18 protein-coding genes and 1 tRNA gene are annotated in these 26,262 nt (G+C 69.1%); 13 read left to right on the forward strand and 6 right to left on the reverse strand.

Annotated features, from left to right (window positions below; translation table 11 throughout):
- Positions 1–113: 113 nt before the first annotated feature.
- Together N1027_RS13210 and N1027_RS13215 are read left to right on the forward strand one after the other, a co-directional pair.
- Positions 114–3,326, forward strand: coding sequence for a PD-(D/E)XK nuclease family protein (locus N1027_RS13210; protein ID WP_259508581.1), 3,213 nt, complete (start codon positions 114–116; stop codon positions 3,324–3,326).
- Positions 3,323–6,772: an ATP-dependent DNA helicase gene (locus tag N1027_RS13215; RefSeq protein WP_259508583.1), complete on the forward strand. Its 3,450-nt coding sequence runs from the start codon at positions 3,323–3,325 to the stop codon at positions 6,770–6,772. The genes N1027_RS13210 and N1027_RS13215 overlap by 4 nt, the downstream gene beginning before the upstream one ends.
- 153 nt (positions 6,773–6,925) lie before the next feature.
- On the opposite strand, the gene N1027_RS13220 is transcribed toward N1027_RS13215, so the two are convergent.
- Positions 6,926–7,969, reverse strand: coding sequence for a phosphotransferase (locus N1027_RS13220; protein WP_259508585.1), 1,044 nt, complete (start codon positions 7,967–7,969; stop codon positions 6,926–6,928).
- Between the two features lie 61 nt (positions 7,970–8,030).
- On the opposite strand from N1027_RS13220, the gene nudC reads away from it, so the two are divergent.
- Both nudC and N1027_RS13230 read left to right on the forward strand, forming a co-directional pair.
- Positions 8,031–9,053 carry an NAD(+) diphosphatase gene (gene nudC, locus N1027_RS13225; RefSeq protein ID WP_259508588.1) on the forward strand — a complete coding sequence of 341 codons (1,023 nt, stop codon included), beginning with the start codon at positions 8,031–8,033 and terminating at the stop codon, positions 9,051–9,053.
- Positions 9,053–10,861, forward strand: coding sequence for an ATP-dependent helicase (locus tag N1027_RS13230; protein ID WP_259510384.1), 1,809 nt, complete (start codon positions 9,053–9,055; stop codon positions 10,859–10,861). The genes nudC and N1027_RS13230 overlap by 1 nt, the downstream gene beginning before the upstream one ends.
- 916 nt (positions 10,862–11,777) lie before the next feature.
- Here N1027_RS13230 and N1027_RS13235 read toward each other — a convergent pair.
- Positions 11,778–13,124 (reverse strand): zinc-dependent metalloprotease, encoded by a 1,347-nt coding sequence (locus N1027_RS13235; RefSeq protein WP_259508590.1) that lies wholly within the window; start codon positions 13,122–13,124, stop codon positions 11,778–11,780.
- Between the two features lie 196 nt (positions 13,125–13,320).
- Between N1027_RS13235 and N1027_RS13240 the strand changes: the two genes are divergently transcribed.
- From N1027_RS13240 to N1027_RS13265, 6 genes are all read left to right on the forward strand, one after another.
- Entirely contained in the window at positions 13,321–14,445 is a 1,125-nt protein-coding gene (locus N1027_RS13240; RefSeq protein WP_259508592.1) for a YlbL family protein, read from the forward strand.
- Positions 14,446–14,631: 186 nt separating this feature from the next.
- A complete protein-coding gene (locus N1027_RS13245; RefSeq protein ID WP_259508593.1) occupies positions 14,632–17,547 on the forward strand; it encodes a UPF0182 family membrane protein in 2,916 nt (971 codons plus the stop codon).
- Positions 17,548–17,640: 93 nt separating this feature from the next.
- Positions 17,641–18,063 carry a helix-turn-helix transcriptional regulator gene (locus N1027_RS13250; protein ID WP_259508595.1) on the forward strand — a complete coding sequence of 141 codons (423 nt, stop codon included), beginning with the start codon at positions 17,641–17,643 and terminating at the stop codon, positions 18,061–18,063.
- On the forward strand, positions 18,063–19,364 hold the full coding sequence (locus N1027_RS13255) for a type II toxin-antitoxin system HipA family toxin (protein ID WP_259508597.1): 1,302 nt from the start codon (positions 18,063–18,065) through the stop codon (positions 19,362–19,364). Before N1027_RS13250 ends, N1027_RS13255 begins: the two co-directional genes overlap by 1 nt.
- 41 nt (positions 19,365–19,405) lie before the next feature.
- Positions 19,406–19,479 (forward strand) — tRNA-Met (locus tag N1027_RS13260).
- Between the two features lie 153 nt (positions 19,480–19,632).
- A complete protein-coding gene (locus N1027_RS13265; protein WP_259508599.1) occupies positions 19,633–19,983 on the forward strand; it encodes a helix-turn-helix domain-containing protein in 351 nt (116 codons plus the stop codon).
- Between the two features lie 65 nt (positions 19,984–20,048).
- Here N1027_RS13265 and N1027_RS13270 read toward each other — a convergent pair whose 3' ends face one another.
- Together N1027_RS13270 and N1027_RS13275 are read right to left on the reverse strand one after the other, a co-directional pair.
- Positions 20,049–20,636, reverse strand: a complete 588-nt coding sequence (locus tag N1027_RS13270; protein WP_259508600.1) for an SDR family oxidoreductase — start codon at positions 20,634–20,636, stop codon at positions 20,049–20,051.
- A 35-nt stretch (positions 20,637–20,671) separates the two neighbouring features.
- Positions 20,672–21,898 carry an MFS transporter gene (locus N1027_RS13275; RefSeq protein ID WP_259508601.1) on the reverse strand — a complete coding sequence of 409 codons (1,227 nt, stop codon included), beginning with the start codon at positions 21,896–21,898 and terminating at the stop codon, positions 20,672–20,674.
- A gap of 94 nt (positions 21,899–21,992) precedes the next feature.
- Here N1027_RS13275 and pdxR point away from each other — a divergent pair, with 94 nt between their 5' ends.
- Positions 21,993–23,441 carry a MocR-like pyridoxine biosynthesis transcription factor PdxR gene (gene pdxR / locus N1027_RS13280; RefSeq protein WP_259508604.1) on the forward strand — a complete coding sequence of 483 codons (1,449 nt, stop codon included), beginning with the start codon at positions 21,993–21,995 and terminating at the stop codon, positions 23,439–23,441.
- Positions 23,442–23,486: 45 nt separating this feature from the next.
- On the opposite strand, the gene N1027_RS13285 is transcribed toward pdxR, so the two are convergent.
- Both N1027_RS13285 and N1027_RS13290 read right to left on the reverse strand, forming a co-directional pair.
- Positions 23,487–24,029, reverse strand: a complete 543-nt coding sequence (locus N1027_RS13285) for a Dps family protein (protein WP_259508606.1) — start codon at positions 24,027–24,029, stop codon at positions 23,487–23,489.
- Entirely contained in the window at positions 24,026–24,742 is a 717-nt protein-coding gene (locus tag N1027_RS13290; protein ID WP_259508608.1) for a TetR/AcrR family transcriptional regulator, read from the reverse strand. The genes N1027_RS13285 and N1027_RS13290 overlap by 4 nt, the downstream gene beginning before the upstream one ends.
- Before the next feature lie 59 nt (positions 24,743–24,801).
- On the opposite strand from N1027_RS13290, the gene N1027_RS13295 reads away from it, so the two are divergent.
- Positions 24,802–25,671 (forward strand): SDR family NAD(P)-dependent oxidoreductase, encoded by an 870-nt coding sequence (locus N1027_RS13295; RefSeq protein ID WP_259508610.1) that lies wholly within the window; start codon positions 24,802–24,804, stop codon positions 25,669–25,671.
- A 20-nt stretch (positions 25,672–25,691) separates the two neighbouring features.
- Complete coding sequence (locus tag N1027_RS13300; RefSeq protein ID WP_259508612.1) at positions 25,692–26,219, forward strand: hypothetical protein; 528 nt, start codon at positions 25,692–25,694, stop codon at positions 26,217–26,219.
- Positions 26,220–26,262 lie beyond the last annotated feature (43 nt).

Raw genomic sequence — 26,262 nt, forward strand, 5'->3', positions numbered from 1 at the left:
ATTACGGCACCGGTCCGTCGCATCCGCCCATCCGGGACGCTCGGGCAACTGCCCAGAGCGAACAGCCGTCGGGTGCGCGGCCGATGTCGGAGGGGGCGGCTAGCGTGGGGGCCGTGAAAGAAGGTGCCGTGATCGAACTCGACCCCGCACAGCGGTTGGTGCTCGAGCGGCCGGCCGACGCATCCTTCTCCGTCATCGGTGCGCCGGGCAGCGGAAAGACGCTGACCCTGCTCGAACTCGTGGCCGACCGGGTGGCGCGCGAGGGGTTCGCTCCCGAGAGCATTCTCGTGCTCGCTCCCACGAGACAGAGCGCGACACGATTGCGAGATCGGGTGGCGCTCCGGCTCGGGGTTCCGAGCAACGGACCGCTGGCGCGCACGCCGACCTCGGCGGCGTTCGAACTGGTGCGTCGGAGTGCTGCCGCATCCGGTCGTCCGGTCGCGCTGCTGACGGGTGCGGAGCAGGACCGAATCATCGCCGAGCTGCTCGAGGGGGCGCTCGACGATGCGTCGGAGGGGCGGGCAGCGGTCGTCTGGCCGGAGGAATTGCCCCCGGAGGTGCGGCGACTGCGCGCGTTCCGCACGGAGTTGCGTGAGCTGATGATGCGCGCCACCGAGAACGGACTGTCGCCGACGGCCCTGCACGAGCTGGGCGCGCGGCACGGGGTTCCGGAGTGGGTGGCGGCGGCGGCGTTCCTCCGCGACTACTACGCAACCGTCGAGGGGTTCGAGTCCGCTCGGCTCGACTCGGCTGAACTCCTGGCGGAGGGGCGGCGGATCGTACGCGACTCCGGCGCGCTCGGCGGAGTGCGGCTCGTGGTGGTCGACGATTTCCACGACCTCGCGGTGGGCGCGGTCAACCTCGTGCGCGAGCTCGCACGACAGGGTGCTGCGGTGGTGGCCTTCGGCGATCCGGATGCCGCGACGGCGGGATTCCGGGGGTCCGACGTGCGGGCGCTGGGGCAGCTGTCGCGTGCTCTCGGTGTGCCGACGGCGCCCCCCGTGGTGCTGCGCACCTCGTATCGACAGGGGGGAGCGCTGCGGGCGTTCACACGGCGGGTGACGGAACGCATCGGCACGGCCGCGGCCGGGTCGCAGCGCGACACGCGAGATGTCGGCGCGGAGGCCACGGCGCCTGGTTCGATCGGCGGACGGGTGCTCACCGTGCAGGCGGATTCGCGTGCGGCCGAGATCGCGACGATCGCACACATCCTGCGCGAACGCTTCCTCCTGCACAGCACCGACTGGTCGCGGATGGCGGTCGTCGTGCGCTCGGGGGCACTGGTGCCGGCGATCGCCCGCGGGCTGGCTCTGGCCGAAGTACCGACGCGCACCCTTTCGGCCGTGCAGGCATTGCGCGACGACTACGCGGCCCGCCACTTGGTGGAGGGCCTGGCGGTCGCTATCGGGGTGGCCGACCTCACCCCGGAGATCGTGACGTCGGTCATCCTGGGCCCGCTGTGCGGAGTGGATGCGGTCGGTCTGCGGCGCCTGCGACTGGCTCTCCGCCACGACGAACTGGCGAGCGGCGGAAGTCGACACTCCGATGAACTGCTGCGGGAGGCCGTGCTGACGCCCGGGGCGCTCGTCACGATCGACTCCGCACCGGCGCGCCGGGTGGCGGCCCTCGGGGTCACCCTCGCCAAGCTCGGCGCCAGTCACCGGCGCGGTGCGACGATCGAAGAGTTGCTCTGGGAGCTCTGGCAGCGCACCGGACTTGCCAAGCGGTGGGGCGAACTGGCGGCCGGTGCGGGCATCGTCGCCGATGAGGCGAACCGCAACCTCGACGGCGCCGTCGCCCTCTTCACGGCGGCGAAACGGTCGGTCGAACGCGAACCTGAGCGGCCGGCCGAACTCTTCATCGACGAGTTCCTCACCGCCGAAGTGCCTGAAGACACGCTGTCGCCGCGTTCCCGCACCGGGTCGGTGCTCGTCACCACGCCCACCGGCGCGGTCGGCATCGACGTCGCGGTCGTGGTGGTCGCGGGCCTGCAGGAGTCGGTCTGGCCGAACCTCCGGCAGCGTGGCTCCTTGCTGCACGCGCAGCGGCTGAGTGCCCTGGCCGAGAACGGCGCCGCAGGTGCGGCGTCGGGGGCCGACGAGGCCTTCGGCAGCCCTGACGCCTCCGACGCGGAGCGGAGCGAACCGCGCCTCCCGGTCGAAGACAGCCGGGCCGAGGTGCTTTCCGACGAGTTGCGGATGTTCGCGCTCGCGGTCTCTCGCTCGCGTGAGTTGACCGTGCTGAGCTGCGTCTCCAACGACGACGAGCAGCCTTCGCCGTTCTTCGGCCTGGCGCCCGACGCCGATCCGGTGCGCCCGGCCCGACATCCGCTCTCCCTGCGCGGACTGACCGGCCACCTGCGCCGGCGACTCGTCGAAGAGGGCGACCCGCGTGCCGCAGCGGCCCTCGCCCGGCTGGCGGCGGAACAGGTTCCGGGGGCCCATCCGGCCGACTGGTACGGGTTGCTCCCCGCGTCCACCGACGAACCGATCGTCGACCCCGACGACGAGGAAGCCGTGGTGCGGGTGTCGCCGTCGCGCATCGAGGCATTCGAAGAATCGCCGCTCGTGTGGTTCATCGACCATGTGGCGGGCGGTTCGAAGGGGCTCGCCGCGGGCATCGGCACCATCGTGCACTCCGTGATGGAGCAGGTGGCAGCCGACCCGGAGGCCGAGCTCAGCACCGAGGAGCTGTGGCGGGCCGCCGAGGAACGCTGGCGCGAGCTGCGGTTCGAGGCGCCATGGATCGAGGAGCGCGAGAAGCGGGCGCTGCACACGAAGCTCGACGGGCTGTCGGAGTATCTGCGGCACTTCGCCGCAGCCGATCATGAGCTGCTCGGCGCCGAAGCGCCCTTCGCCTTTCGCCAGGGTCGCGCCCAGGTGAACGGATCGATCGATCGCGTGGAGAGGCGCTCCGACGGCCGGGTGCTGGTGATCGATCTGAAGACCGGCAAGTATCCGGCCGCCAAGGCCGATCTCCCTCGCCACGCCCAACTCGCGAGTTACCAGCTGGCGGTGCGTTCGGGCGCGGTGGAAGGGTTCGAAGGTTCTGAAGGTTCTGAAGGCTCTGAAGGTTCCAGCGGGTCCGCCGGCCCCGGGGGAGCCGCTCTGCTCTACGTCGCCAAAGGCGAGCGTGGAGTGCGGTTCACTCTGCGGGCGCAGGAGCCGCTCGACGACGAGGCGCTCGCCGACATCGCACGGCGCATCGAAGAGGTGGCCGAAGGGATGGCCGGAGCGACGTTCCGGGGTGTCGCCGAGCCCGAGGAGCGCGACCACCAGAACTCCTACGACTACCGCATCCAGTTGATCAAGGCGGTGTCCGAGTGACCGACGCCCTCTTCGACCTGGAGGCGCTCGACGACCCGCAGGCCTTCGGGCCGCCACCGCTCCACCTCGGCGCAGTCGGCGCTGTCGGCGCGGACGACGGCCGAGGCGACGACGGCGGCGCGGGCAGCGAAGCGGATGCGACCATCGGCGCGGTCGAAGGCGCGCGGCTCTCCGCGGTCGAGATCGCCGAGCGTCTCGGTCTTCCGCGGCCCACCGAGCAGCAGCGCGCCGTGATCGAGGCGCCCCTCGATCCCCGCATCGTGGTGGCGGGCGCCGGCAGCGGCAAGACCGAGACGATGGCCAATCGGGTGGTGTGGCTGATCGCCAACGGCCTGGTCGGCGTGCCGGAGGTGCTCGGTCTCACCTTCACCCGCAAGGCCGCCGGCGAACTGGCCGAACGCATCCGGCACCGCCTGCAGCAGCTGGCCGCCGCGAAGATCACCGAGCTCGCCTTCGACCCTTTCGACGCGCCATCGATCGCCACGTACAACGCGTTCGCGAACAGCATCTTCCGGGAGAACGCGGTGGTGATCGGCCGGGAGGGCGAGGCGGCCGTGCTGAGCGAAGCCTCGGCCTGGCAGCTCGCCCGCAAAGTGGTGGTGTCCAGTGCTGACGCGCGACTGCTCCAGGTGGAGAAGTCGGTCGACGTGGTGACATCGGCCGTGCTGGCGCTCAGCCGGGCACTGGCCGAGAACGTCGTGGAGTCGACCGAGGTGAGTCGCTATGCCGAGCAGTTCACCGCGCTCACCGAGCTGCCCCTCGGGTCGGCGCGGTTGCGCGGCGTTCCGACCGAGCTCGCCAAAGCTGTCGAGAACGTGGCCACCCTGCCGCTGCTGCTCGCACTGGCGGATGCCTACGCCGCCGAGAAGGTGCGGCGCGGCTACGTGGAGTACTCCGACCAGATCGCGCTCGCCCTGGCGATCGTCGAGAGCACTCCGCGGGTGGTGGCTGATTACCGAGATCGCTATCGCGTGGTGCTGCTCGACGAGTATCAGGACACCAGTGTCGTGCAGACCCGTCTGCTCTCGGCACTGTTCCGGGCGCAGCCGGTGATGGCGGTCGGCGATCCGCACCAGTCGATCTACGGCTGGCGCGGCGCGAGTGCGGCGAACCTGGCGCGGTTCGCCGCCGATTTCGACGGGCACGCGCATCCGTTCGCCCTGTCGACCAGCTGGCGCAATCCTCGGCTCGTGCTCGACGCCGCGAACGCCCTCGTCGAGCCGCTGTCGGCGACCGCCGGTGTGCCGGTGGAGCAGCTCGGCCCGCGGCCGGGCGTGACCCGAGGCGTGCTCGACATCTCGTTCACCGAGACGGTGCGCGACGAGGCCCGCGAGGTCGCGACCTGGCTCGAGCGACAGCTGGCGGTGCGCGACCCGGAAGGCCGACGGCGATCGGCGGCCCTGCTGTGCCGATCGGTGAAGAAGGTCGAGCCCTTCACCGCGGCGCTCGACGAGCGGGGGATTCCCTATCACGTGCTCGGCATCGGCGGCCTGCTCGGCCAGCCCGCCGTCGCCGACCTGGTTTCGACGCTCCGGGTGCTCTACCACCCGACTGCGGGGCCCGACCTGGTGCGGGTGCTCGGAGGAGCGCGTTGGCGCATCGGCGCCAAAGATCTGATCGCTCTGCGCGGTCTGGCGTCGTGGATCGCCCAGCGCGACCACCGCTTCCAGAAACTCGACGCGAGCGTGGCCGGGCAGCTGCGCGGATCGGTCGTGGCCGACGAAGACCGCTCCATCATCGACGCTCTCGACTTTCTCGCCACAGCGTCACCCGAGCACGGCGCGGTGAGCGGATTCAGCGAGCCCGGTCTCGCCCGTCTGCGGCAGGCCGCCGCCCAATTCGCCTACCTGCGCACGCGCGCAGGCCTCGGCCTCGTCGACTACGTCGATCTGGTGCAGCAGGAGCTGATGCTCGACATCGAGGTGCTCGCGAGCCCGCATGCCACCGCCGGGCGCGCAAGTCTCGACGCCTTCGCCGAGCAGCTCGACTCCTTCCTGGCGCTTGACCCGGCGGCCGGGCTCGGCGAGTTCCTGGCGTGGCTCGAGGAGGCGGAGAAACGCGACCGTCTCGAACCCCGCACCGAAGAACCGGAGCCGGGCACCGTGCAGATCCTCACCATCCACGGGTCGAAGGGCCTGGAGTGGGATGTCGTCGCGATACCGCGCATGGTGGAGGCCGAGCTGCCGGGTGCTCCGCTGTCGAACCTCGGATGGTTGGGGTTCGGCGAATTGCCGTTCGATTTCCGGGGCGACTCGGCCGAACTTCCCGCCCTCGCCTGGCGCGGTCTCGCCGGCCAGAACGAGTTCAAGCCCGCTCTGGAGAACTTCAAGGCGGCGAACGCCGATCACTACGCCGCCGAGCAGCGCCGTCTGATCTACGTCGCGGTCACGCGGGCTCGATCGGATCTGCTGTTGTCGGGTTCGTTCTGGACGACCGGCGTCAAGAAGGTGCGCGGGCCAGGGCGCTACCTCCGTGAACTGGACGAGATCGGACTCGTGCCTTCTGGAGCCCTTCCGGAGACCACCGCCTTCGAGGAGAACCCCTTGGCCGAGTCGGAGAGCTGGACGACGTGGCCGCGGGATCCGCTCGGGGCTCGACGTCCGCGGGTGGCGGCCGCGGCATCCGCGGTGCTGGCCGCCGACCCGGGGTCGACGACTCCCTATGACCACGACATCGAACTGCTGCTCGCCGAGCGCGCCGCGCTGCGTGGTGAACGGAGGCTCGACGTGCCGGTGCGCATCCCGGCCTCCCGTTTCAAGGATTACGTGGCCGACCCGCAGGCCGTGGTGCGGGCCCTGCAACGACCCATGCCGGAGCGACCGTTCCGGGCGACTCGGCTGGGCACGCGTTTTCACAGCTGGGTCGAGGAGCGGTTCCGGCGGCGTGGCGGCAGTTCGTTGATCGATCTCGACCTGGTGGCGGGCGAGAACCTCGACCTCTTCGACGACGAGCTCGATGCGGCCGACGACGACGTCACAGCGGGCGCGGCCTTGGTGGGCGATCAGATCGATGCGGCTGAGGACACCGGGCGGATCGATCGGGTCGAGTTGCCCGAGCAGGCCGACGAGCGACGGTTCGCCGAGCTGGTCGCCACGTTCGAGGCATCCGAGTTCGCCGACCGGCAGCCGGAGGAGGTGGAGGTGGAGATTCATCTCGTGCTCGCCGACCGGGTGGTGGTGTGCAAGATCGACGCGATCTTCGCCGAGGGCGACACGTTCCAGGTGGTCGACTGGAAGACCGGAAAAGCGCCGGCCGACGAGGCCGACCTGGAGCTGAAGCAGTTGCAGCTCGCCCTCTACCGCCTGGCGTACGCGCGCTGGAAGGGCATCGACGTCGAGCGGGTCGACGCCGCGTTCTACTTCGTGGCCGACGACGCCGTGGTGCGCCCCGAGCGCCTCTTCAGCGAGGGCGAACTCGTGGCGCTCATCCGCGACTCGATGCTCTGACGGCGCCGATTCGCCACTCAGACTCGGACTTCGCCAAACGTCGCGACCAGCGGCACTCTCTACGGGCGTGCATCCCGGCTCGTTTGGAGAAGTCCGGGCGCGACCCGGCACTCCCGGCTCTACGGGCGCAACGGTCGCGCCGGGCGGGTGGCGCTAGTCCTCGGCGATGCGGTTCGCGTGCTCGGTGGGCGAGGAACGGCCGGGCAGGGGAGTGCGGTCGAGCATCGCCTCGACGTCTTCGACCGCCATGATCTGGCCGGTGTCGGTGGAAAGCGGGTTGAGCAGATCGCTCTGCACCGTGCTGCTCAGGCTGCCCAGCATCGACTCGGCGTCGGCCACGATCGAGGCGTCGCGGGTGTCGACACCGTGCAGCAGCCAGCGCGCGATCTCGAGCTCGGCGTACAGCCGCGCGCGCTTGCGCAGCTGCCGGTCGGCGGGCTTCGAGACGGCGTTCTCGTAGGCGCCGTAGACGCGATCGGCGCTTTCCGCGCTCGACGCGGAGTTGAGCCAGAACAGGTCGAGCGCCGGGTCGCCGACCCGCAGATTCTGCCAGCCGATGATGCCGGTGACCTGGTCGTCGGCGAGCAGGAACGACTCCGGCGCCAGAGCGCCGTTGACCACGGTGGGCTGGAACTGCCAGAGCGCGCTGTCTTCCAGCGCCAGCGACCACCGGGTGAGGAGCTCTTTCGGCACCTTGCCCGAGGCCGCGGCGCGATCGGCGAGCTTGCGCGAGGTGGCGGCGATCTGGGCGGGCGTGTTCGTGGTGAGCCCCGCATCCGACACCACCGAGGTCGGCAGCGAGTGCACGGCGGCGATGGCCCGGCCGATCGAATCGGATGCGCTGCGCTCGCCCCCGATGTCGTGGAGCGAGGCCGGCGTGCCCTGGATGAAGTCGTAGACCACCGCCCGGGTCTCGCCGATCGGCGCTTGGCCGACGAAGGCGGGGATGTGGAACGGGAGCCGGGAGCGCACCCCGGGGGTGAGGGCGTTGAGGGCGACGAGGTCGCGCGACTGCTCGGACTCGGCATCGGAATTCACCGGAACCCGCACCATATACTCCTCACCCGACCGCAGGGTGACGACCGCCGAATCGAATCGGCCGTGGGTCGCGCCAGAGAGCGCGCGGGTCGCGACGATGTCGGCTCCCGAGACGGCAGAGGTCGCGAGCGCGGCTAGAGTGAGGTGAGATCTCGCCATGCTCTCCAGCGTAGGGCGGCTCTCGCCGGTCACGGCTTTCGCCACGCACGATTGGTCAACCATGTCACGCGCTTTCCAGTCCCTGCTGCCGCTTTCTCGCAACCGGATCGATCGAGATCACCTGTCGCGCTCGAACCCCGAGTTGCTCGACGAACGCTGGCGCGGGCCGGATTCGCGCGTTCTCGTACTGCACCGGGGCCAGGCTCTGGCCACAGCCGGAGCGAACCCGGCCGACTACGACGGTTTCGGTCCGAAGCCGACCGTGGCGGTGCATCCGACGCTCGATCTCCGATCGCCGGCCGACCTGCCCGCCTCCGTGCTGCAGCACCTCGACGCGGGCGGCGTGCGCCTCTACCTCGGATTCGCGCTCGACGCCTCGGAGGGCCTCTCGATCGACGCGCCCCTGTTCGCAATCTCGGTGACGGATGCGGATGCGAGCGCCCTCGAGACCCCGGGCTCCAGCTGGCTGAACCTCCGCATGGTCGCTGCCGACCTCGACGACGTGAGCGCCGGGATGTTCACCGAAGCCCTCGCCATGTTCAACTGGCACAGCACGCACACCCACTGCCCGCGCTGCGGCGAGGTGACCGTGGTGGAGAGCGGTGGCTGGGTGCGCCGCTGCCCGCGCGAGGACATCGAGCTCTTCCCGCGCACCGATCCGGCCATCATCGTGGGCGTCGTCGACCGCGACGACCGCATCCTGCTCGGCTCGAACGCTCTCTGGGAGAACAACCGCTATTCGCTGCTGGCCGGGTTCGTGGAGCCCGGGGAGTCGCTCGAGGCGGCGGCGATCCGGGAGATCGCCGAGGAATCGGGAGTGATCATCGACGATCCGGAGTACGTGGGATCGCAGCCGTGGCCCTTCCCGGCCTCGCTCATGGTGGGCTTCATGGCCCGGGTCACCGAGGAGCACCCGGCGGCGCTCCGCCCCGACGGCGACGAGATCCTCGACCTGCGGTGGTTCACCCGCGAGCAATTGGCCGATCCGGCGAGCGGCGTGCTGCTGCCCGGGTCGTCATCCATCGCTCGTGCCATCATCGAGCGCTGGTACGGCGGACCCCTGCCGGAGCCCGAACAGCAGTGATCGAGACGTCTGCCGACGACCTGCTGGAGGCCCTCGACCCCCAGCAGCGCATCGCGGCCCGGTCGTTGCTCGGCCCGGTCTGCATCCTCGCCGGAGCGGGTACTGGCAAGACCCGGGCCATCACGCATCGCATCGCCTACGGCGTCGCCACCGGTGTCTACTCGCCGAACCGGGTGATGGCGCTGACCTTCACCTCCCGCGCCGCCGCCGAGTTGCGCACGCGTCTGCGCCCGCTCGGAGCCGGCGGGGTCGCCGCCCGCACCTTCCACTCGGCCGCCCTCTCCCAGTTGAACTACTTCTGGCCGCAGGTGATCGGAGGCGAGGCTCCGAAGATCATCGACAACAAGGCGAAGGCCATCGCCCACGCTGCCGAGTTGCTGAAGCTGCGCGTCGACACCGCCACATTGCGCGATGTCGCCGCCGAGATCGAGTGGCGCAAAGTCGCGAACCTCGGCATCGACGAATACGAACTGAAGGCCCGCACGGTGCGCACCATGCCGTCGAACATCAGCGTGGAGCAGATGCTCGCGCTGCACGAGCGCTATGAGCTGCTGAAAGACGAGCGCCGCCAACTCGATTTCGAAGACGTGCTGCTCGTGACGGCGGGCATGATCGAGCTCGAGCCCTCCGTGGCGATCCAGGTTCGGGAGCAGTACCGGTTCTTCGTGGTCGACGAATATCAAGACGTGTCTCCTCTGCAGCATCATCTCCTCCAGCAGTGGTTGGGCGATCGTCGCGACCTCTGCGTGGTCGGCGACGCGAGTCAGACCATCTACTCCTTCGCGGGCGCGAGCGCCGAGTACCTCCTCGATTTCGAGCGCCGCCACGAGAACGCGACCGTCGTGACCCTCGAGCAGAACTACCGTTCGACGCCCGCGATCGTCGCGGTGGCGAACCGTCTCATGCGCGGCCGTCCTGGGGCTCTGACGCTGCACGCGGCCACCGCAGCAGCGGAAGCCACCGCGGTGATCGAGGGCGACCACGACGACGCCACGGCCGCCGCAGCACCCGCAGGCAGCGCCGCGCCCCCATCCATGGCGCCTCCTGCCACGGAGTTCGCCCCGGAGCCCCGGGTCACCGCCTACCGCGACGATCTCGCCGAGGCCGAGGGTGTCGCCACCGCCATCGCCGAGTTGATCGCGACCGGAACGGAGCCGCACGAGATCGCCCTGCTCTACCGGGTGAACGCGCAGTCGGCCGTGCTCGAGCAGGCGCTCACCGCGGCCGGCGTCAGCTACCAATTGCGGGGAGCGACCCGCTTCTTCGACCAGCCCGACGTGAAGCGCGCGGTGATGGAACTCCGCGCCGCCTCGGTGTCGATCTCTGACGAGCCGCTCTTCAAGTCGGTGAGCGACGTGCTGCGCTCGCGCGGCTGGTCGCAGGATCCGCCCGAAGGCGTCGGAGCCCTGCGCGACCGCTGGGAGGCACTGAACGCGCTGATGGGACTGGCCGAGGGAATGCCGCCCGGCACCACCTTCCGGCAGTTCACCGACGAGCTGATGGAACGGCAGTCGTCGCAGCACGAACCGACCGTTCGCGCGGTCACGCTCGCCACCCTGCACTCGGCGAAGGGCCTCGAATGGCCGGTGGTGTTCATCGTGGGCGTCGCCGAAGGGCTCGTGCCGATCAGCTACGCCACCGGATTCCAGGGCATCGACGAGGAACGCCGACTGCTCTACGTGGGCATCACCCGCGCTCGCCGACGACTCGCGCTGTCGTGGGCGGTGGCCGGATCACGGCGGAGCGCAGACCGGCTTCCCTCCCGTTTTCTGGAAGAGAGCGGCATCCGCAGCTCGGATGCGGCCTGATCCGCTCCACCGACACGGCATGACCTGATCGCCCGGGCCGGAGGATGCGCACCGCGCGCGTTCGCCACGAGGTGTCGCCCCCGAGGAACTCGGTGAGCGCCCGGGCCACGACCGGTGCGGCGGAGGCGACGCCCAGCGCATCCGCCGAGGGGGCGATGCGGCGGAGCGCCTGCAGGGCGATGGCCGGCCACGCGTCGTCGGCGTCGCTGCGGGTGTGCTCGATGCACCAGGCGCAGGCACCCGGCTCGTCGACCCCCGACGAGACCCCGGACGAGACTCCGGGCGAGACCATCGGCCCCACGCGCACGGAGTTCTCGCCGAACTCCACGAGCAGGTGCGGCACGTCGTCGCGCAGCCAGACGGCGGCACGTCGCGGGTCGGTGACGTAGTGCGACACGACCACCGCGCATTCGGGGGCAGGAGGGGGAAAGGACGACGGCTCGACTGCCGCAACCGTTGCCGCCCCGCGTCCGGGAGCAGACTCCGATCCGGCCCCCCAGAGTCGTGCACCCATCCGCTGCAGCAACACCGCGATCTCAGCCGAAGCGGCGCCACTCCCGTCGACCGCGACCGACCGCCCCTCCAATGGTTCACCCGGCGCATCGCTCTCGAGCAGCACGCCCGAGAGTTCGCCCAGCAGCTCCTCCAGGGCCGCCGGGGGCAACCCGTTCTCGGCGGCCAGGATCGCGAGCACAGGCCGGGTGACCCCGCGCGCCAGCACGTCGAGCATCAGTTCACGAGGCGCAGCCAGGCCGCCGAAGGCTCGCGAGAACGACGAGACCGACGCCACAGGCGCCTCGATGCCGAACTGCGCGGTGGTCGGGGTGCGCCAGACCATCGGATGATCGGGGTCGAGTCGGAGAACCATGTCGGAATCCTGCCCGACGATTCAGCCCCGATCGGGGTTATCCACAGCTCACGGTGCCGGAGGCTGGTCATCCCCATCTTTTGACGTCTCTTCGCGGAGAAGATCTTCGAGGGCCTGATCCATCTCGTCGGGCTCCGGGGTCCCGGCGGTCAGCCGGGCGATCAGTGCGGCCGGATCGTCGAGATCGGAGGATGTCGGCACCAGATCGGGGTGGGACCACAGGGCGTCGCGCTGTTCCTGGCCCACGGCATCCGTCACCGCCTGCCACATGGCTGCCGCGTCGCGCAGGCGCCGGGGCCGCAGCTCGAGGCCGATCAGTGCGCCGAACGCCGACTCGGCCGGACCACCGGTCGCGCGACGGCGACGCACCGTCTCGGCGATCGCGTTCCAGCGCGGGAGCCGGCTCGATGCATTCGCCGTCACGATGTCTACCCAGCCCTCGATGAGCGCCAAGGTGGTCTCGAGTCGCGCGAGTGCATGCAGCTGCTGGTCGGTCTTCGGCGGGATGAGAGCGCCGCTCGCCATCGCGTTCCGCAATTCTTCGGGGTCGCTCGGATCGAAGCTCTCGGCGAGCTCCTCGAGCCTGCTGGTGTCGATGGTGATGCCTTTGGCGAACTCGGTGATGGAGGAGATCACGTGCAGTCGCAACCAGCGTGCGTGACGGAACAGGCGGGCGTGCGCCAGCTCGCGGATGGCGAGATAGAGCTGCACCTCTTCGATCGGGATGTCGAGACCGTCGCCGAACTCGGCCACGTTCTGCGGAACGAGTGCCGCCTGCCCTTCCTCCAGCAACGGGATGCCGACGTCGCCGCCCGACACCACCTCTTGCGAGAGCTGACCCACGATCTGGCCGAGCTGCATGGCGAACAGAGTGCCGCCCAGGTTGCGCATCAGCTGACTCGCGCCGGCGAGCATCCCGGCCATCTCTTCGGGTGCCTGGTCGCGCAGCACCTCGGTGAGCGCATCCGAGATGCTCACCGCGACCGGCTCGGCCAACTGGGTCCAGACCGGCACGGTGGCCGTTGCCCATTCGGTGCGTGTCATGAGACGGGGAGCGACCGCGGAGTCGGAGAGGGCGGTCACCTCGTCGAGCCAGAGCGACGCGACGTGCAACGCCTGGTCGAGCTGCGCGCGGGACTGATCGGTGATGCTGAGGCTCGACGTGCCGGCGATCTCCTGTGCCTGGGTGCGCGCCGCATCCCAGTTCACCCCGTCGGCACTGGACTGCATCGCATTTTGCAGCTGCGCCATCAATTGCGACACTGCGGCGGGGTCGGAGGGGAGACCGGCCGCGCTGGCCAGCTTCGACGGGTCGATGTCGGAGTTTCCGGAGAGGAACGCGCGCAGCATGTCGCGGAACTCGTCCTCGGGTTCGTCGCGGGGCTCGTCGCTCACGATGTGTCCTTCCTCGGCGGCAGGCGCTGGGCGGGCTCCGAAGAACCTCCATGCGGGCTGTCAGTTTGTGTTTCTACGCTAACTCCTGGCCCACCGCCCAGGCTGGGTTTTCCCATAAGCTTGAACGCCGAGCCGTGCGCCCGTGGCGAACACTGGCCGCAGCCGCCCGCGGAGCCATCCGCAGCGAGAGGATTCCGTGAGTCTGTTCGAAACCGAGGAGCGCCCTCGCGCCTCGCGCCGTGCCCGTCGCGGTTGGACCATCCTGGTCGTCGCCCTCGTGCTGGGGCTCGTGATGAGCTTCCTGCCGGCGCCCTACGTGATCGAGCAGCCGGGCCCTGTCTACAACACGCTCGGCTCGCAGGAGCAGGGCGGCAAGGACGTGCCCCTCATCTCCATCGACGGCGCGCAGACCTACCCCACCGCCGGCACCCTCGACTTGCTCACCGTCTCGGTGCGGGGCACGCCCGAATCCCGGCCGTCCTGGGCCGAGCTGCTCAGCTCCTGGTTCGATTCGAGCCGCGCCGTTGTGCCGATCGACGCCATCTACCCGCCCGACGTCACCACCGAGCAACGCGACCAGCAGAACGCCGCCCTCATGGTCGACAGCCAGCAGGAGTCGATCGCCGCCGCCCTCACCGACCTCGACATCGCCTACACGACGAACGTCGCCGTCGGAGCGGTCGATCCCAAGGGAGCCGCGGCGAACACTCTCGTCGCCGGCGACGTGATCCTCTCGGTCAACGGCGAGACGGCCACGACGGTCGACGAGTTGCGGGCGGCGCTCGCCGCCAACGGCACGGATGCGCCGGCGTCGATCGTGGTTCGGCACGAAGACGGCACCGAGGCGACGGTCTCCATCACCCCGACGGTGTCGGAACAGACGGATGCGCCGGCCCTCGGCATCAGCGCGGCCTACGACTACGACTTTCCGTTCGACGTGGAGATCCAGCTGAACGACGTGGGCGGCCCGAGTGCCGGCATGATGTTCGCGCTCGGGATCATCGACATGCTCACGCCCGGCGAGCTGAACGGCGGCCAGAACGTGGCCGGCACGGGCACGATCGACGCGGCCGGCGACGTGGGGCCGATCGGCGGCATCCGGCAGAAGATGTACGGAGCGCGCGACGCCGGCGCGACCTGGTTCCTCGCTCCGGCCACCAACTGCGACGAGGTGGTGGGCAATGTGCCCGACGGTCTGACCGTGTTCGCGGTCGCGACGCTGTCGGATTCGATGACGGCCCTGCAGACCATCGCCGACGGCGGCGACACGGCCGCTTTGCCCAGTTGCGACAGCGTGCCGGCCACCTCGCCGGGCTCGTAACGCGCGGCGACGAGGCGTCTCCCGACCTCTCCTGCACAACGGCGGCTCAGCCCAGCTTTCGCACGGAAACCCGGCAGGGTGTTCTCAGCGAGCCCCGCCTACGATTCAGTTGTCTAGGATTGATAGACACCGCACAGCGAGCACCGCAGCATTTCGAGCACCGCAGCATCGAGCACAGAGGCACACGTGACTTCCCAAACAGCAGAGAAGCCCGCACGACGTTCGAGAGTCACTCTCGCGATCGCCATCGCGATCGTGGTCGTGCTCGCCATCCTTTTCTTCGTCTTCTCGACGTTGTACACCGAGATCCTCTGGTACGACCAGCTCGGCTTCCTGAGCGTGCTCACCACGCAGTGGGTCGCAGGGGCCGTGATGTTCGTCATCGGCTTCCTCGCCATGGCGGTGCCGGTCTGGGCCTCGATCGAGATAGCGTTCCGCTGGCGGCCGGTCTACGCGAAGCTCAATTCGCAGCTCGACCGCTATCAGCAGGTCATCGAGCCGCTCCGCCGCCTCGCCTCATTCGGTGTGCCCGCCGTGCTCGGTCTCTTCGCCGGAGTCGCCACCGCGTCGCGCTGGCAGCTCACCCTGCAATACCTCAACCGCACGGCGTTCGGCCAGACCGATCCGCAGTTCGGCCTCGACATCTCCTTCTACCTCTACGACCTGCCGTTCTGGCGCGGCGTGGTGGGCTTCGCCTCGGCCGTCGTGATCGTGGCGGGCCTCGCCGGCATCGCCACCAGCTACCTCTACGGCGCCATCCGCTTCAGCCAGCGGGAGGTGCGGATCTCGAAGATCGCGCGCATCCAGATGGCCGTCACCGCCGCCATCTACCTGCTGCTGCAGGCCGTGAGCATCTGGCTCGACCAGTTCGCCACCCTCGCCAACAGTTCGGGCATCATCACCGGTGCGTCGTATTCCGACGTGAACGCCACGATTCCGGGTCTGCAGATCCTCGCCGGCATCGCGGCCATCGTCGCCGTGCTGTTCATCGTGGCCGCCGTCATCGGCCGGTGGCGCCTGCCCATCATCGGAACCGCGCTGCTCATCGTGAGCGCGCTCATCCTGGGTTCGCTCGCCCCCTGGGTCGTGCAGCGCTTCCAGGTCGACCCGAGCGAGCGAACGCTCGAGCAGGAGTACATCCAGCGCAACATCGACATGACGCGCGACGCCTACGACGTCTCCGACGTGGAGGAGACGCCTTACGACGCCACCACCACCGCCGAGCAGGGAGCACTGCGCAACGACGCGGCCACCACGGCGAACATCCGCATCCTCGACCCGGCGCTCGTGACGAAGTCGTTCCAGCAGCTGCAGCAGTTCCGGCAGTACTACCAGTTCCCCGATCACCTCGACGTCGACCGCTACAACATCGACGGCCAGGTTCAGGATGCGGTGGTGACGGTGCGTGACATCAACATCGACCAGCTCGGCTCCTCGGCCACCTGGTACAACCAGACCGTGGTCTACACCCACGGCTACGGTGTGGTGGCCGCCTACGGCAACCAGCGCTCGGCAGACGGCCAGCCCGTGTTCATCGAGTCGGGCATCCCCTCGGTCGGTTCGCTCGGCGACTTCGAACCGCGAATCTACTTCGGCGAGAGCTCGCCGCCCTACTCCATCGTCGGCGGTCCGGAGGGCACCTCGAAGATCGAGCTCGACTACCCCTCGGGCGAAGACGGAGCATCGCAGACCTACACGACCTTCGAGGGCAACGGTGGGCCGAAGCTCGACAACATCTTCAAGCGGCTGGTCTACGCGCTGAAGTTCCAGTCGGAGCAGATCTTCCTCTCCGACGCGGTGAACGACGACTCGCAGATTCTCTACGACCGCGATCCGGCGCAGCGCGTCTCGAAGGTGGCCCCGTATCTCACCATCGACTCCGATCCGTATCCCTCGGTGGTCGACGGCAAGGTCGTCTGGATCGTCGACGGTTACACCACCTCGGCGAACTATCCGTATTCGAAGGTGCAGTCGCTCAGCGAGACCATTGCCGACACCTACACGCCGTCGCCTGCCTATCCGGTCGACGACATCAACTACATCCGCAACTCGGTGAAGGCCACGGTCGACGCCTACGACGGCAAGGTGACGTTGTATGCATGGGACGACAAAGACCCGATCCTTCAGACCTGGCAGAAGATCTTCCCGTCGACGGTGAAGCCCATCAGCGAGATGAGCGGCGACCTCATGAGCCACGTGCGCTACCCGGCCGACCTGTTCAAGGTGCAGCGCTCGATCCTCGGTCAATACCACGTGACGGATGCAGGCTCGTTCTACTCGCAGGAAGACGCGTGGACCACGCCAAACGATCCGACCTCCCCGTCGACGAACCCCACCTTGCAGCCCCCGTACTACCTCACGCTGCAGATGCCGACGCAGGATCAACCCTCGTACTCGTTGTATTCGACGTTCATTCCGCAGACGCAGCAGGATGCGACCTCCTCGCGAAGCGTCCTCACTGGATACCTGGCGGTCGACGCGAACGCGGGAGACACGACGGGCACGAAGTCGGGTGACTACGGCAAGCTGCGACTCCTGACGCTGCCGAAGGACGACACCATCCCCGGCCCCGGTCAGGTTCAGAACAGCTTCTCCTCCGACCCGGGGGTGAGCTCTGCCCTCAACCTGCTGAGACAGGGCGAGAGCCAGGTGATCAGCGGAAACCTGCTGACGCTGCCGGTCGGTGGCGGTCTGCTCTACGTGCAGCCGGTCTACGTGCAGTCGCGGGGTGAGACGAGCTTCCCCTTGCTGCAGAAGGTGCTGGTGTCCTTCGGTAACAAGATCGCGTTCGAGAGCACGCTCGACGGCGCGCTCGACTCGCTCTTCGGCGGTGATTCGGGTGCGGTCGCCGGCGACGGCGATCTTCCGCCCACCGACGACGGCAGCGGAACGCCGCCCGACACCGGCGGTACCACGCCCCCCGACACCGGGGGAACCGCTCCCACGGGCGATCCGGCCGTGATGGCAGCCCTCGCGGCCGCCCAGCAGGCGCTCACCGATCGCGACGCGGCGTTGGCCGCCGGTGACTGGACCGCCTACGGTGAGGCGGACAAGCGACTGAAGGATGCGATCGCTCAGGCGATTTCGGCTTCCGACAACTGATTTCTCGTAGCGCTGGCAGGGCGATAGCGCGTAAAGGGCAATTTATTGCCCTTAGGGCTGGATTTGAACGCTAAAGTGCAGAATAATGCACTTATGAGGGCTGATGAGCTGCGCCAGGGCGACGGAGAGACGGCGACGAGCGACGAGGTGGAGGAGCGACTGGGTGCACGCATCCGGTCGCTCCGTCTGTCGAAGAACCTCAACCAGGCCGCGGTCGCGGAACGGGCGGGCGTGAGTGTGCGCACCGTGAAGAACCTCGAGAACGGCCGAGGATCGAGCGTCGCCACCTTGGTGCGGGTGGTTCGGGCTCTCGGCCGCAGCGATTGGTTCGACGCCCTCCAGCCGGTCGTGGCGATCAGTCCGCTCCGGATGCTCGCCCAGGAGCGACGCGACAGCTCCCCGCAGCGCGCGTCGCGTCCGAGGTCGAACTCCCGCCGGGGTGCGGGTGCGGGTGCTGGTGCTGGTGATGGTGTGAGCCCGGGCGCCGGCTCGGACGCCGACGGGAGCGGACGCTGATGGCATACACGGCCGTCTCGGTGATCGAGGTGCGCGCCTGGGATCGCCTCGTCGGAGCGATCGCGCTCGACCCCGGCTCGGAGTACTTCGCTTTCGAATACGACCCCGACTGGGTCGAGGGTGGAATCGAGCTCGCCCCGTTGAGCACGCCCTTGACGGAGCGCGTGCAGGTGTATCCGGGTCTGCCCGAGCCGACTTACCACCGATTGCCCCCTTTCGTGGCCGATGCGCTTCCCGACGACTTCGGCAACGCCCTGGTCACCGCCTACCTGGCGTCGCAAGGTGTCGAGCGGCGCTCGATCACCGCGCTGGACCGTCTGGCCTACCTCGGGCGGCGGGGGATGGGGGCGCTCGAATTCCGGCCCACCCGCGGCCCGCAGCGGCGGAAGCCCACGGCGCTGGAGTTGTCGGAGCTCGTTCTCGGCGCCCGTGGTGCCCTGTCAGGGCGAATCGAGGGCGATCGGGAGTCCGCGGCCGCGCTCGCGAACCTCATCCAGGTGGGCACGTCGGCGGGCGGGGCGCGGGCGAAGGCGATCATCGCCTGGAATCCAGCCACGGGCGAGGTGCGCTCGGGGCAGCTGCCGGCCGAGGAGGGATTCGAGCAGTGGATGATCAAGCTCGACGGCGTGGGTCGCGACACCGAGCTCGGCAGCTCGGCGGGTTACGGTCGGATCGAGTATGCGTATTACCTGATGGCCACCGCGGCCGGGATAGAGATGTCTCCGTCGCGGCTGCTCGAGGAGAACGGCCGGGCGCACTTCATGACCAAGCGCTTCGACCGGGTCGGGGGAGACGCGGCGCACGAGAAGATCCATCTGCAGACCCTCTGCGCGATGGCCGAGCTCGACTACAAGCAGCGCGCCACCCACGACTACGCGCAATACTTCCAGGCGATCGGGAATCTGGGCCTGGGTGACGACGCGCGAACGGAGGCGTTCCGACGCATGGTGTTCAACGTGATGGCCCGCAATTGCGATGACCACACGAAGAACTTCTCGTTTCTGCTCGACCCGCCCGTTTCTGGAGGGGGCTGGCGGCTGGCTCCGGCCTACGACGTGACCTACGCCTTCAACCCCGCTGGACGATGGACCTATCAGCACCTGATGTCGGTGAACGGCAGCTTCGGCGAGATCACACGAGAAGACCTCCTGGTGGTGGCCGACCGTTTCCAGGTGCCGCACCGCTTCGACGTGATCTCGCAGGTTTCCGAGACGGTCGCGCAATGGGCCGGATTCGCTGATCAGGCCGGGATTCCTGCGGGCGAGGTCGCGCGCATCCGGGAGACCTTCCCCGCGATGTGAACACCGGGTGTCCGAACCCGTGCTAGTGTTAATTCTCGTGCCGCGGGGTGGAGCAGTTCGGTAGCTCGCTGGGCTCATAACCCAGAGGTCGCAGGTTCAAATCCTGTCCCCGCAACAAAAACGAAAAGGCTCCGCCGTCAGGCGGGGCCTTTTCTGCGTCATGGACTCCTCTCGAATGCGAGCCCAGTGCGGTGGGAACACCACAACCGCGAACACGAGTGCCCTGCGCGCTCTGGTCGCTCGCGCATGGGGTCGGTAGGCATGAGGTGTGAGTTCAGACCCGTCCGAGGCCGCCCGCGTGCTCGGCGACCGCATCCGTGACGAACGGCGCCGGTTCGCGATCAGCCAGATGGACCTGGCCGAGCTCGCCGGACTGCATTTCACGAACCTGGGGCGGATCGAGCGCGGACAGGCCAACCCCTCCCTCAGCACCATCCTGCGCATCGCGAGCGCCTTGAATCTGAACCCGGCATTCCTGGTCGACGGACTGACCGCCGACATGCTGCCCGACCGACCGCACACGGTCACCGTGGCCGACCTCATCCGCGCGCGAACCGCGGACGAGGAGAAGGCGGACGAGAAGAAGGTCGACGCGGGCAAGGCCGACGCGCAGAAGTAGGCGCCGCGACGCACGAATCGCCCCCGGGGTATCCGGGAGCGATTCGGTGGCACGACGGGACGGGTCTAGTCGGTGATGACCACGACGCCCGTCGGGGCGTCGAGCAGCTCGACGGTGCGGGACGCGGCGCGGTCGATCTGCACCCGCGGCTCCGCCGGGAGCTGCTCCTCGTTGTACGTGCCGGGCCCGTAGAACTGGCCGTAGCTGAGCACGACCCCGCCCTCGGCGAGAACTGCCGACTCGAGCTGGGCGACGGCGCGGGCATCCGGACCGTCGGGCAGCTGCCACGCCACCGTCTGGGCGAGGATCTTCGGCGAGCCACCGCTGGCGTGGGCGGCATCGATGATGTTCTGGTTGCCCTCGGTGCGGATGCGCGCGTTGAGTTCGGCGTGGTCGCCGATCTTCGTCACGTCATCGGGCAGGTCGGTCAACTCGTTGAGGATGACGTCGGGCTTGAAGGCACTCACCGCCTTGATCAGCGCCTCGCGGTCGAACACGTCGATGACGATCGGTTCGGCACCCAACTGGGCGATCTGGTCGGCCTTGCCGGGCGAGCGGGTCATTCCGCCGACGATGTGTCCTGCTTCGACGAGCAGCGGGATGAGACGACGGCCGAGGACGCCGGAGGCTCCGGCGAGGAAGATTCGGGACATGGGGGTTACCTGCTTTCTTTCTAGGGGGGTGGATGTCACGCGCGGCGCTTGAGGCGTGCCTGCGCGATGAGGCTGATGAGGGTGAGGAGGACGGTCAGGCCGGTGTACGCGACCACCGACGGGATCTCGCCGATGATGCCCACCAGCTGCCCCTCGATGATGATCGGGAGACCGAACGCGACATAGGAGACCACATAGATCGCGGCCACCACTCCGGCTCGCTGGTGGGCCTCGGCGAGGGGGAAGATGAGGCGGAGTGCTGCCGTGAAACAGGCGCCGAACGCCACGCCGGCCACGGCCTGCCCGATGAACATCGCGACGAGACTCCCGGCGAACACGCCGCCGATGATGCCGACGGAACCCACGAGGGCGGCGGAGATGCCGATGGTCATCGCTCGCCGCGGATCGACCTTTGCGAAAGACAGCCCGATGACGGCCGAGACCGCCGGTGCCACGAATCCGGCTGTCCCGTTCAGGAGGCCGCTGTCGAGATGGAAGACACTGCGCACCAGGCTGGGCGCCAGGCCGCCGGAGAGGCCGGCGAGCATCCACACCGCTGCGACGACCGGGGCGGCGGCCACGAACTCGCGGCGTGCGGCGGGCGGGATCGAGATGCGGGGGATCAGCGAGCGGAGCGCCCCGGGCGTTCGGCGCATGGTCTCGGGCGAGAAGATCACCACGAGGCCGCCGATGGCGGTGAGCGCGATGAGCACGACGAAGGTGACCGTGCTCGCGGCCGGGGTGAGTTGGATGGCGAGCCCGGCGAGCAGCGAGCCTGCGGCGAGTCCTCCGGTGAGGCTCACGCTGCCGAGGATCGTGCCGAGGCGCTTCTTGTCGGCCGGAGCCAGCTCGACCAGGGCTGCGGTGAACGCGGCCGTGGCGGCGCCGCTGGCGATGCCCTGCACGATGCGTCCGGCGATGACCCAGCCGATGTCGGGGGCGACCAGGAAGAGGATGTTCGAGGCCAGCTGCACCGCGAGGGCGCCGACCAGAACGGGACGACGGCCGATGTGATCGGAGAGGGAACCGAGCGTCAGCACGGCCGCCAGGAAGCCGATCGCGTAGGCGGCGAAGGCCACGGTGAGCATCGCGGGCGGAAACGCCCACTGCTGGCGGTAGACGACCAGGAGGGGGGTCAACGCCCCTGCCGCGAGGTACAGGCTCGTGAAGGCGACCGCGCTGCCGGCCATGGCCAGGCCGGCGGGGAGGGTGCGCCGTGCGCGGGTAGCTCCCGCGGTGGCGGAGAGCTGGTTGGTCAGCACGGGAACTCCTTGATTGGTGTGGTTCGCATGACCTGATCGGCCGGCGTGATCCCGACTTTACGCACCGAGCGGCTTGGGAGTATGGTCCACTTCTATGGCAGAAGACCAGACCAATTCGTCGACCGGCTCGCTGGCCGGCTTCGGGGTCGACCTCCACCTGGACCTGAACGGCACCCGGCTTGGCGCCGGCCTCACGGCAGCGCTGCGGGAGGCCGTGCGCTCCGGGCGGCTGACGCCGGGCACCCGGTTGCCGGCGTCGCGGGCACTCGCCGCCGACCTCGGCATCGCCCGCAGCACGGTGACGGAGTGCTATGCCGAACTGGTAGCGGAGGGTTGGCTCACGGCGCGGCAGGGATCGGGCACCCGGGTGGCCCAGCTCGCGACGCCGCGCCCTGCGGCCGGCGGGGGCGCTACCGCCACCGGTGGTGCGGCGGCCCCGGCCCAGCGGCGTTCCACCGGAGGCCTGTCACCGGGCGCGGGGGAGTTCGCGGAGTTCCCGCGGGTGCAGTGGCTCGCGGCGGCCCGGCGAGCCCTGGCGGCGGCGCCGCCGAGCGCCTTCGGCTACGGCGACCCGCTCGGCCGGATGGAGCTGCGCGAGGCCCTGGCTGACTACCTCTCGCGCGTGCGCGGTGTGCGGGCAGAGCCCGACCAGATCGTCATCTGCGCCGGATTCCACCACGGTTTGATGCTCGTGGCACAGGCGCTGAGATCACGGGGTGCGCGGGCGGTCGCCGTCGAATCGTACGGACTCGCCCTCTATCGTGACCTCCTGACCGACGCCGGGCTGAGCATCCCGCCCATCGCCGTCGACGACAGTGGCGCGCGCACCGACGAACTCGAGCAGCTCAGCGGCGTCGACGCCGTGCTGCTGACCGCGGCCCACCAGTTCCCCATCGGATTCGCGCTGTCGCCGGAGCGGCGAGCGGCCGCGCGTGACTGGGCGCGCGTCACGGGTGGGTGGATCCTCGAAGACGACTACGACGGAGAGTTCCGCTACGACCGCAAACCCGTCGGGGCCGTGCAGGGACTCGATCCCGAGAGGGTCGTCTACTTCGGCACGGCGAGCAAATCGCTCGGGCCGGCGCTCCGGGTGGGCTGGATGGTGCTTCCGCAGTCGCTTCTGCCGGATGTCGTCGCGGCGAAGGGGCGCGTCGAGGTGGTGAGCGTGATCGAGCAGCTGACCCTGGCCGAGTTCATCACCTCGGGCGCCTTCGATCGCCATGTGCGCTCGCGTCGGCAGATCAACCGTCGTCGCCGCGAGCAACTCATCGACGCTCTCGCGGCGAACGCACCCGGCATCCGGGTGATCGGGATGGCTGCCGGGCTGCAGGCCGTACTCGTGCTGCCGCCGGGAACCGAGAACGCGGTGCGTGACGCAGCGGCCCGTCACGGGCTGCTCGTGAGCGGGCTGGCGGAGTTCCGCCATCCGGCATTCGACAGCCCGCCGGTCGTTCGGGACGGACTCGTGGTGAACTTCTCGGCCCTCTCGGACGCGGCGTGGGAGCGGGCTCTGGCGATCCTGTGCAGTGTGTTGCCGCACTAAGGGCTCAGCCACCCGCATCCAGGCCGCGGCCGCGTGCTCGCGGGTCTAGTGCTTGGCGGGCGTGCGGTTCTCGGCGCTCACCATCCAGGCATACTGCTCGAGCTTCTCGATGATCGCGTGCAGGAGGTCGGCGCTCGTCGGATCGGCGTCGTCGACCTCGTCATGAACCTCGCGCATCGTACCCACGGCGGCTTCGAGACGCACGGTGATGAGGTCGACCGTCGCGGCCGTGTCGACCTCGCCGTTCGGATACTCGGGGAGCGTCGTCGTGGCGGCCACGGTGTCGCTCCGGCCATCCGGAACCGCGTGCAGGGCGCGGAGTCGCTCGGCCACCACGTCGCTGAACTCGCGGGCGTCTTCGATGATCTCGTCGAGCTGCAGGTGCAGGTCGCGGAAGTTCTTGCCCACCACGTTCCAGTGCGCCTGCTTGCCCTGCAGATGCAGTTCGATCAGATCGACGAGCACCTTCTGCAGGTTGTCGGTGAGCTGCTTGGACGCCTTGAAGCCGCGCTCGGCGTTCTGCCGGCGGGTCGTCTTGGCCCCGGCGTCGGACGGGGCTTTCGCGGAACGGTCGATTGTCGTAGTCATGTTCCCTGTCTACGCCGCTCGGCAGCAGACGGCAGGGGATTGACAGTGGATGCCCGGTGGGAATATCCCTCGAGCATCGCCGTGAGGGTGCGGGCCACGCGCGGTTCGACGTCGACCACCGCGTGGGCGAGCCGCGGGTCGCTGCGATAGAGCTCCTCGACCTCCCGCCCCGGGGTCGCCATCTGCCAGTAGGCACCCGACAGGGAGGTGGCTGCGGCGATCAGGTCGATGGCCTGCTCGGCCGTCAGACCGGGCCGGATGCGTTGCAGCACCTCCGAGAGCGCGTCCACCTCGTCGAGGGTCACGCGTTTGAACTCCCGCACCGATTCGAGCGACACGTTGCGCTCGAGATTGAGCGGCGCTTGAGCAAGGAGATCGCAGAACACCGGGCGTGAGGCGAGTGACGCGGCCAGGGCATGGGCGACAGCGGAGGGCGAGGCCTCTCCGGCCAGCTCGAGCTCGGCCCGCACGGCGGGCCCCCACTCGCGCCATCCTTGGGCCGTCAGTCGCAGGAAGATCTGCTCCCGGGTCTCGAAGTACCGGAGCAGGGCCGATTTGTGCATGCCGACGGCCTCGGCGATGTCGGTGAGCGTGACGGTGCGGATGCCGCGCTCGGCACCCAGCCGGCGCGCGGCATCCAGGATCGCGACCTCGCGTTGCTGCTTGGCGTCGGCGCTGCGTGCGCGCTGGAAATCCGGTCCCGTTGTGGTCATGCATCGATCATAGCGCAACACGGTTGTATTATTACCGAAACAGTGTTTTACTAACTGTCATGTCAGAACAGATATGGTTCATCACCGGTTCCTCCCGCGGCTTCGGCCGCTCCCTCGTCTCCGCCGCCCTCGAGGCCGGCGACCGGGTCGTCGCCACCGCGCGGCGCCCCGAGCAGCTCGCCCCCTTCGTCGAGAAATACGGCGACCGCATCCTCCCGGTGGCGCTCGATGTCACCGACGCCGAGCAGGTGCGTGCCGCCGTCGCCCAGGGCGTCGACCGGTTCGGCCGCCTCGACGTCATCGTCAACAACGCCGGCTACGCCAACGTGTCGCCCATCGAGAACACGCCCGACGACGACTTCCGCACCCAGTTCGAGACCAACTTCTGGGGCGTCTACAACGTCTCGAAGGCGGCCATCCCCGTGCTCCGCGCGCAGGGCGGCGGCCTGATCATGCAGTTCTCGTCGGTGGGCGGCCGGGTCGGCGGTTCGCCGGGCATCGCGTCGTACCAGGCCGCGAAGTTCGCCATCGACGGCTTCAGCCGCGTGCTCCAGACCGAGACGGCGCCCTTCGGCATCCGCGTTCTCGTGGTGGAGCCGAGCGGTTTCGCCACCGATTGGGCGGGCTCGTCGATGACCGTGCACGAGCCAGGCGAAGGCTACGAGCAGACCGTCGGCGCCATGAACGCCCGGATGCGGCAGAGCACCGACGGCCCGGCCGGCGACCCCGACCGCGCCGCCGCCATCCTGGTTCAGGTGGCCAAGCGCCAGAACGTGCCCTACCACCTGCCACTCGGCGTCAACGCCGTCGAGATGTCGATCGCGCAGGATCGGCGACTGCTCGCCGACGACGAGGAATGGCGGCTGGTGAGTCGCTCGGCCGATTTCGGCGAGCCCTTCCCGGCGGAGTTCCCGGCCGACCAGGCCTGACGCCGATTTAGGCTGGAGGTATGCGTTCGCCGGGAAGCACCGTCGTGGTCGTGGTCGGCGGGGTCACGGATGCGATCCTGCGCGAACTCGGACGCCTGCCGAACGTGCAGGCGCTGCGATTGACCGAAGACGACTCGCCGAGCCTCCGCACGGTGCTCGGTGCGGCCAACCGTCCGTTCCTCGTGCACGACCTCGACCCGTTGGCGGCGGTCGCAGCAGCGTGGCGCGGCTTCTTCGACGACCCGTCGACCATCGGGGTGCTTCGGGTGGAGGTGGAGTCGGCTCTCACCGCCTTCGCCGCTGGAGAGTCGGTCTTGCCCGACTACTACCTCGTGCTCGACCCGGAGGGCATCTCCCCGGCCGAGAGCCAATGGTGGTTGGGCGTGCTCGCGGCGGTGGCGCCGAGCCGCGTGCTGCCCGTGGAGGCGACCACTGCGTCGGTGCAACGGATGCTCGGCGCCCTTCCCACCGGGCGTGCCTGGCCCGACCCGGCCGGCTGGCTGCGTGAACTGCACCTCCAGGTGCCGGATCGGGCGGGGCTTCTGTAGCCGACATCCGCGACACCGGATGCACGAAGGCCCCCGTCGTGTC

The sequence above is a fragment of the Herbiconiux aconitum genome, assembly GCF_024979235.1.
Classification (GTDB): Bacteria; Actinomycetota; Actinomycetes; order Actinomycetales; family Microbacteriaceae; genus Herbiconiux; species Herbiconiux aconitum.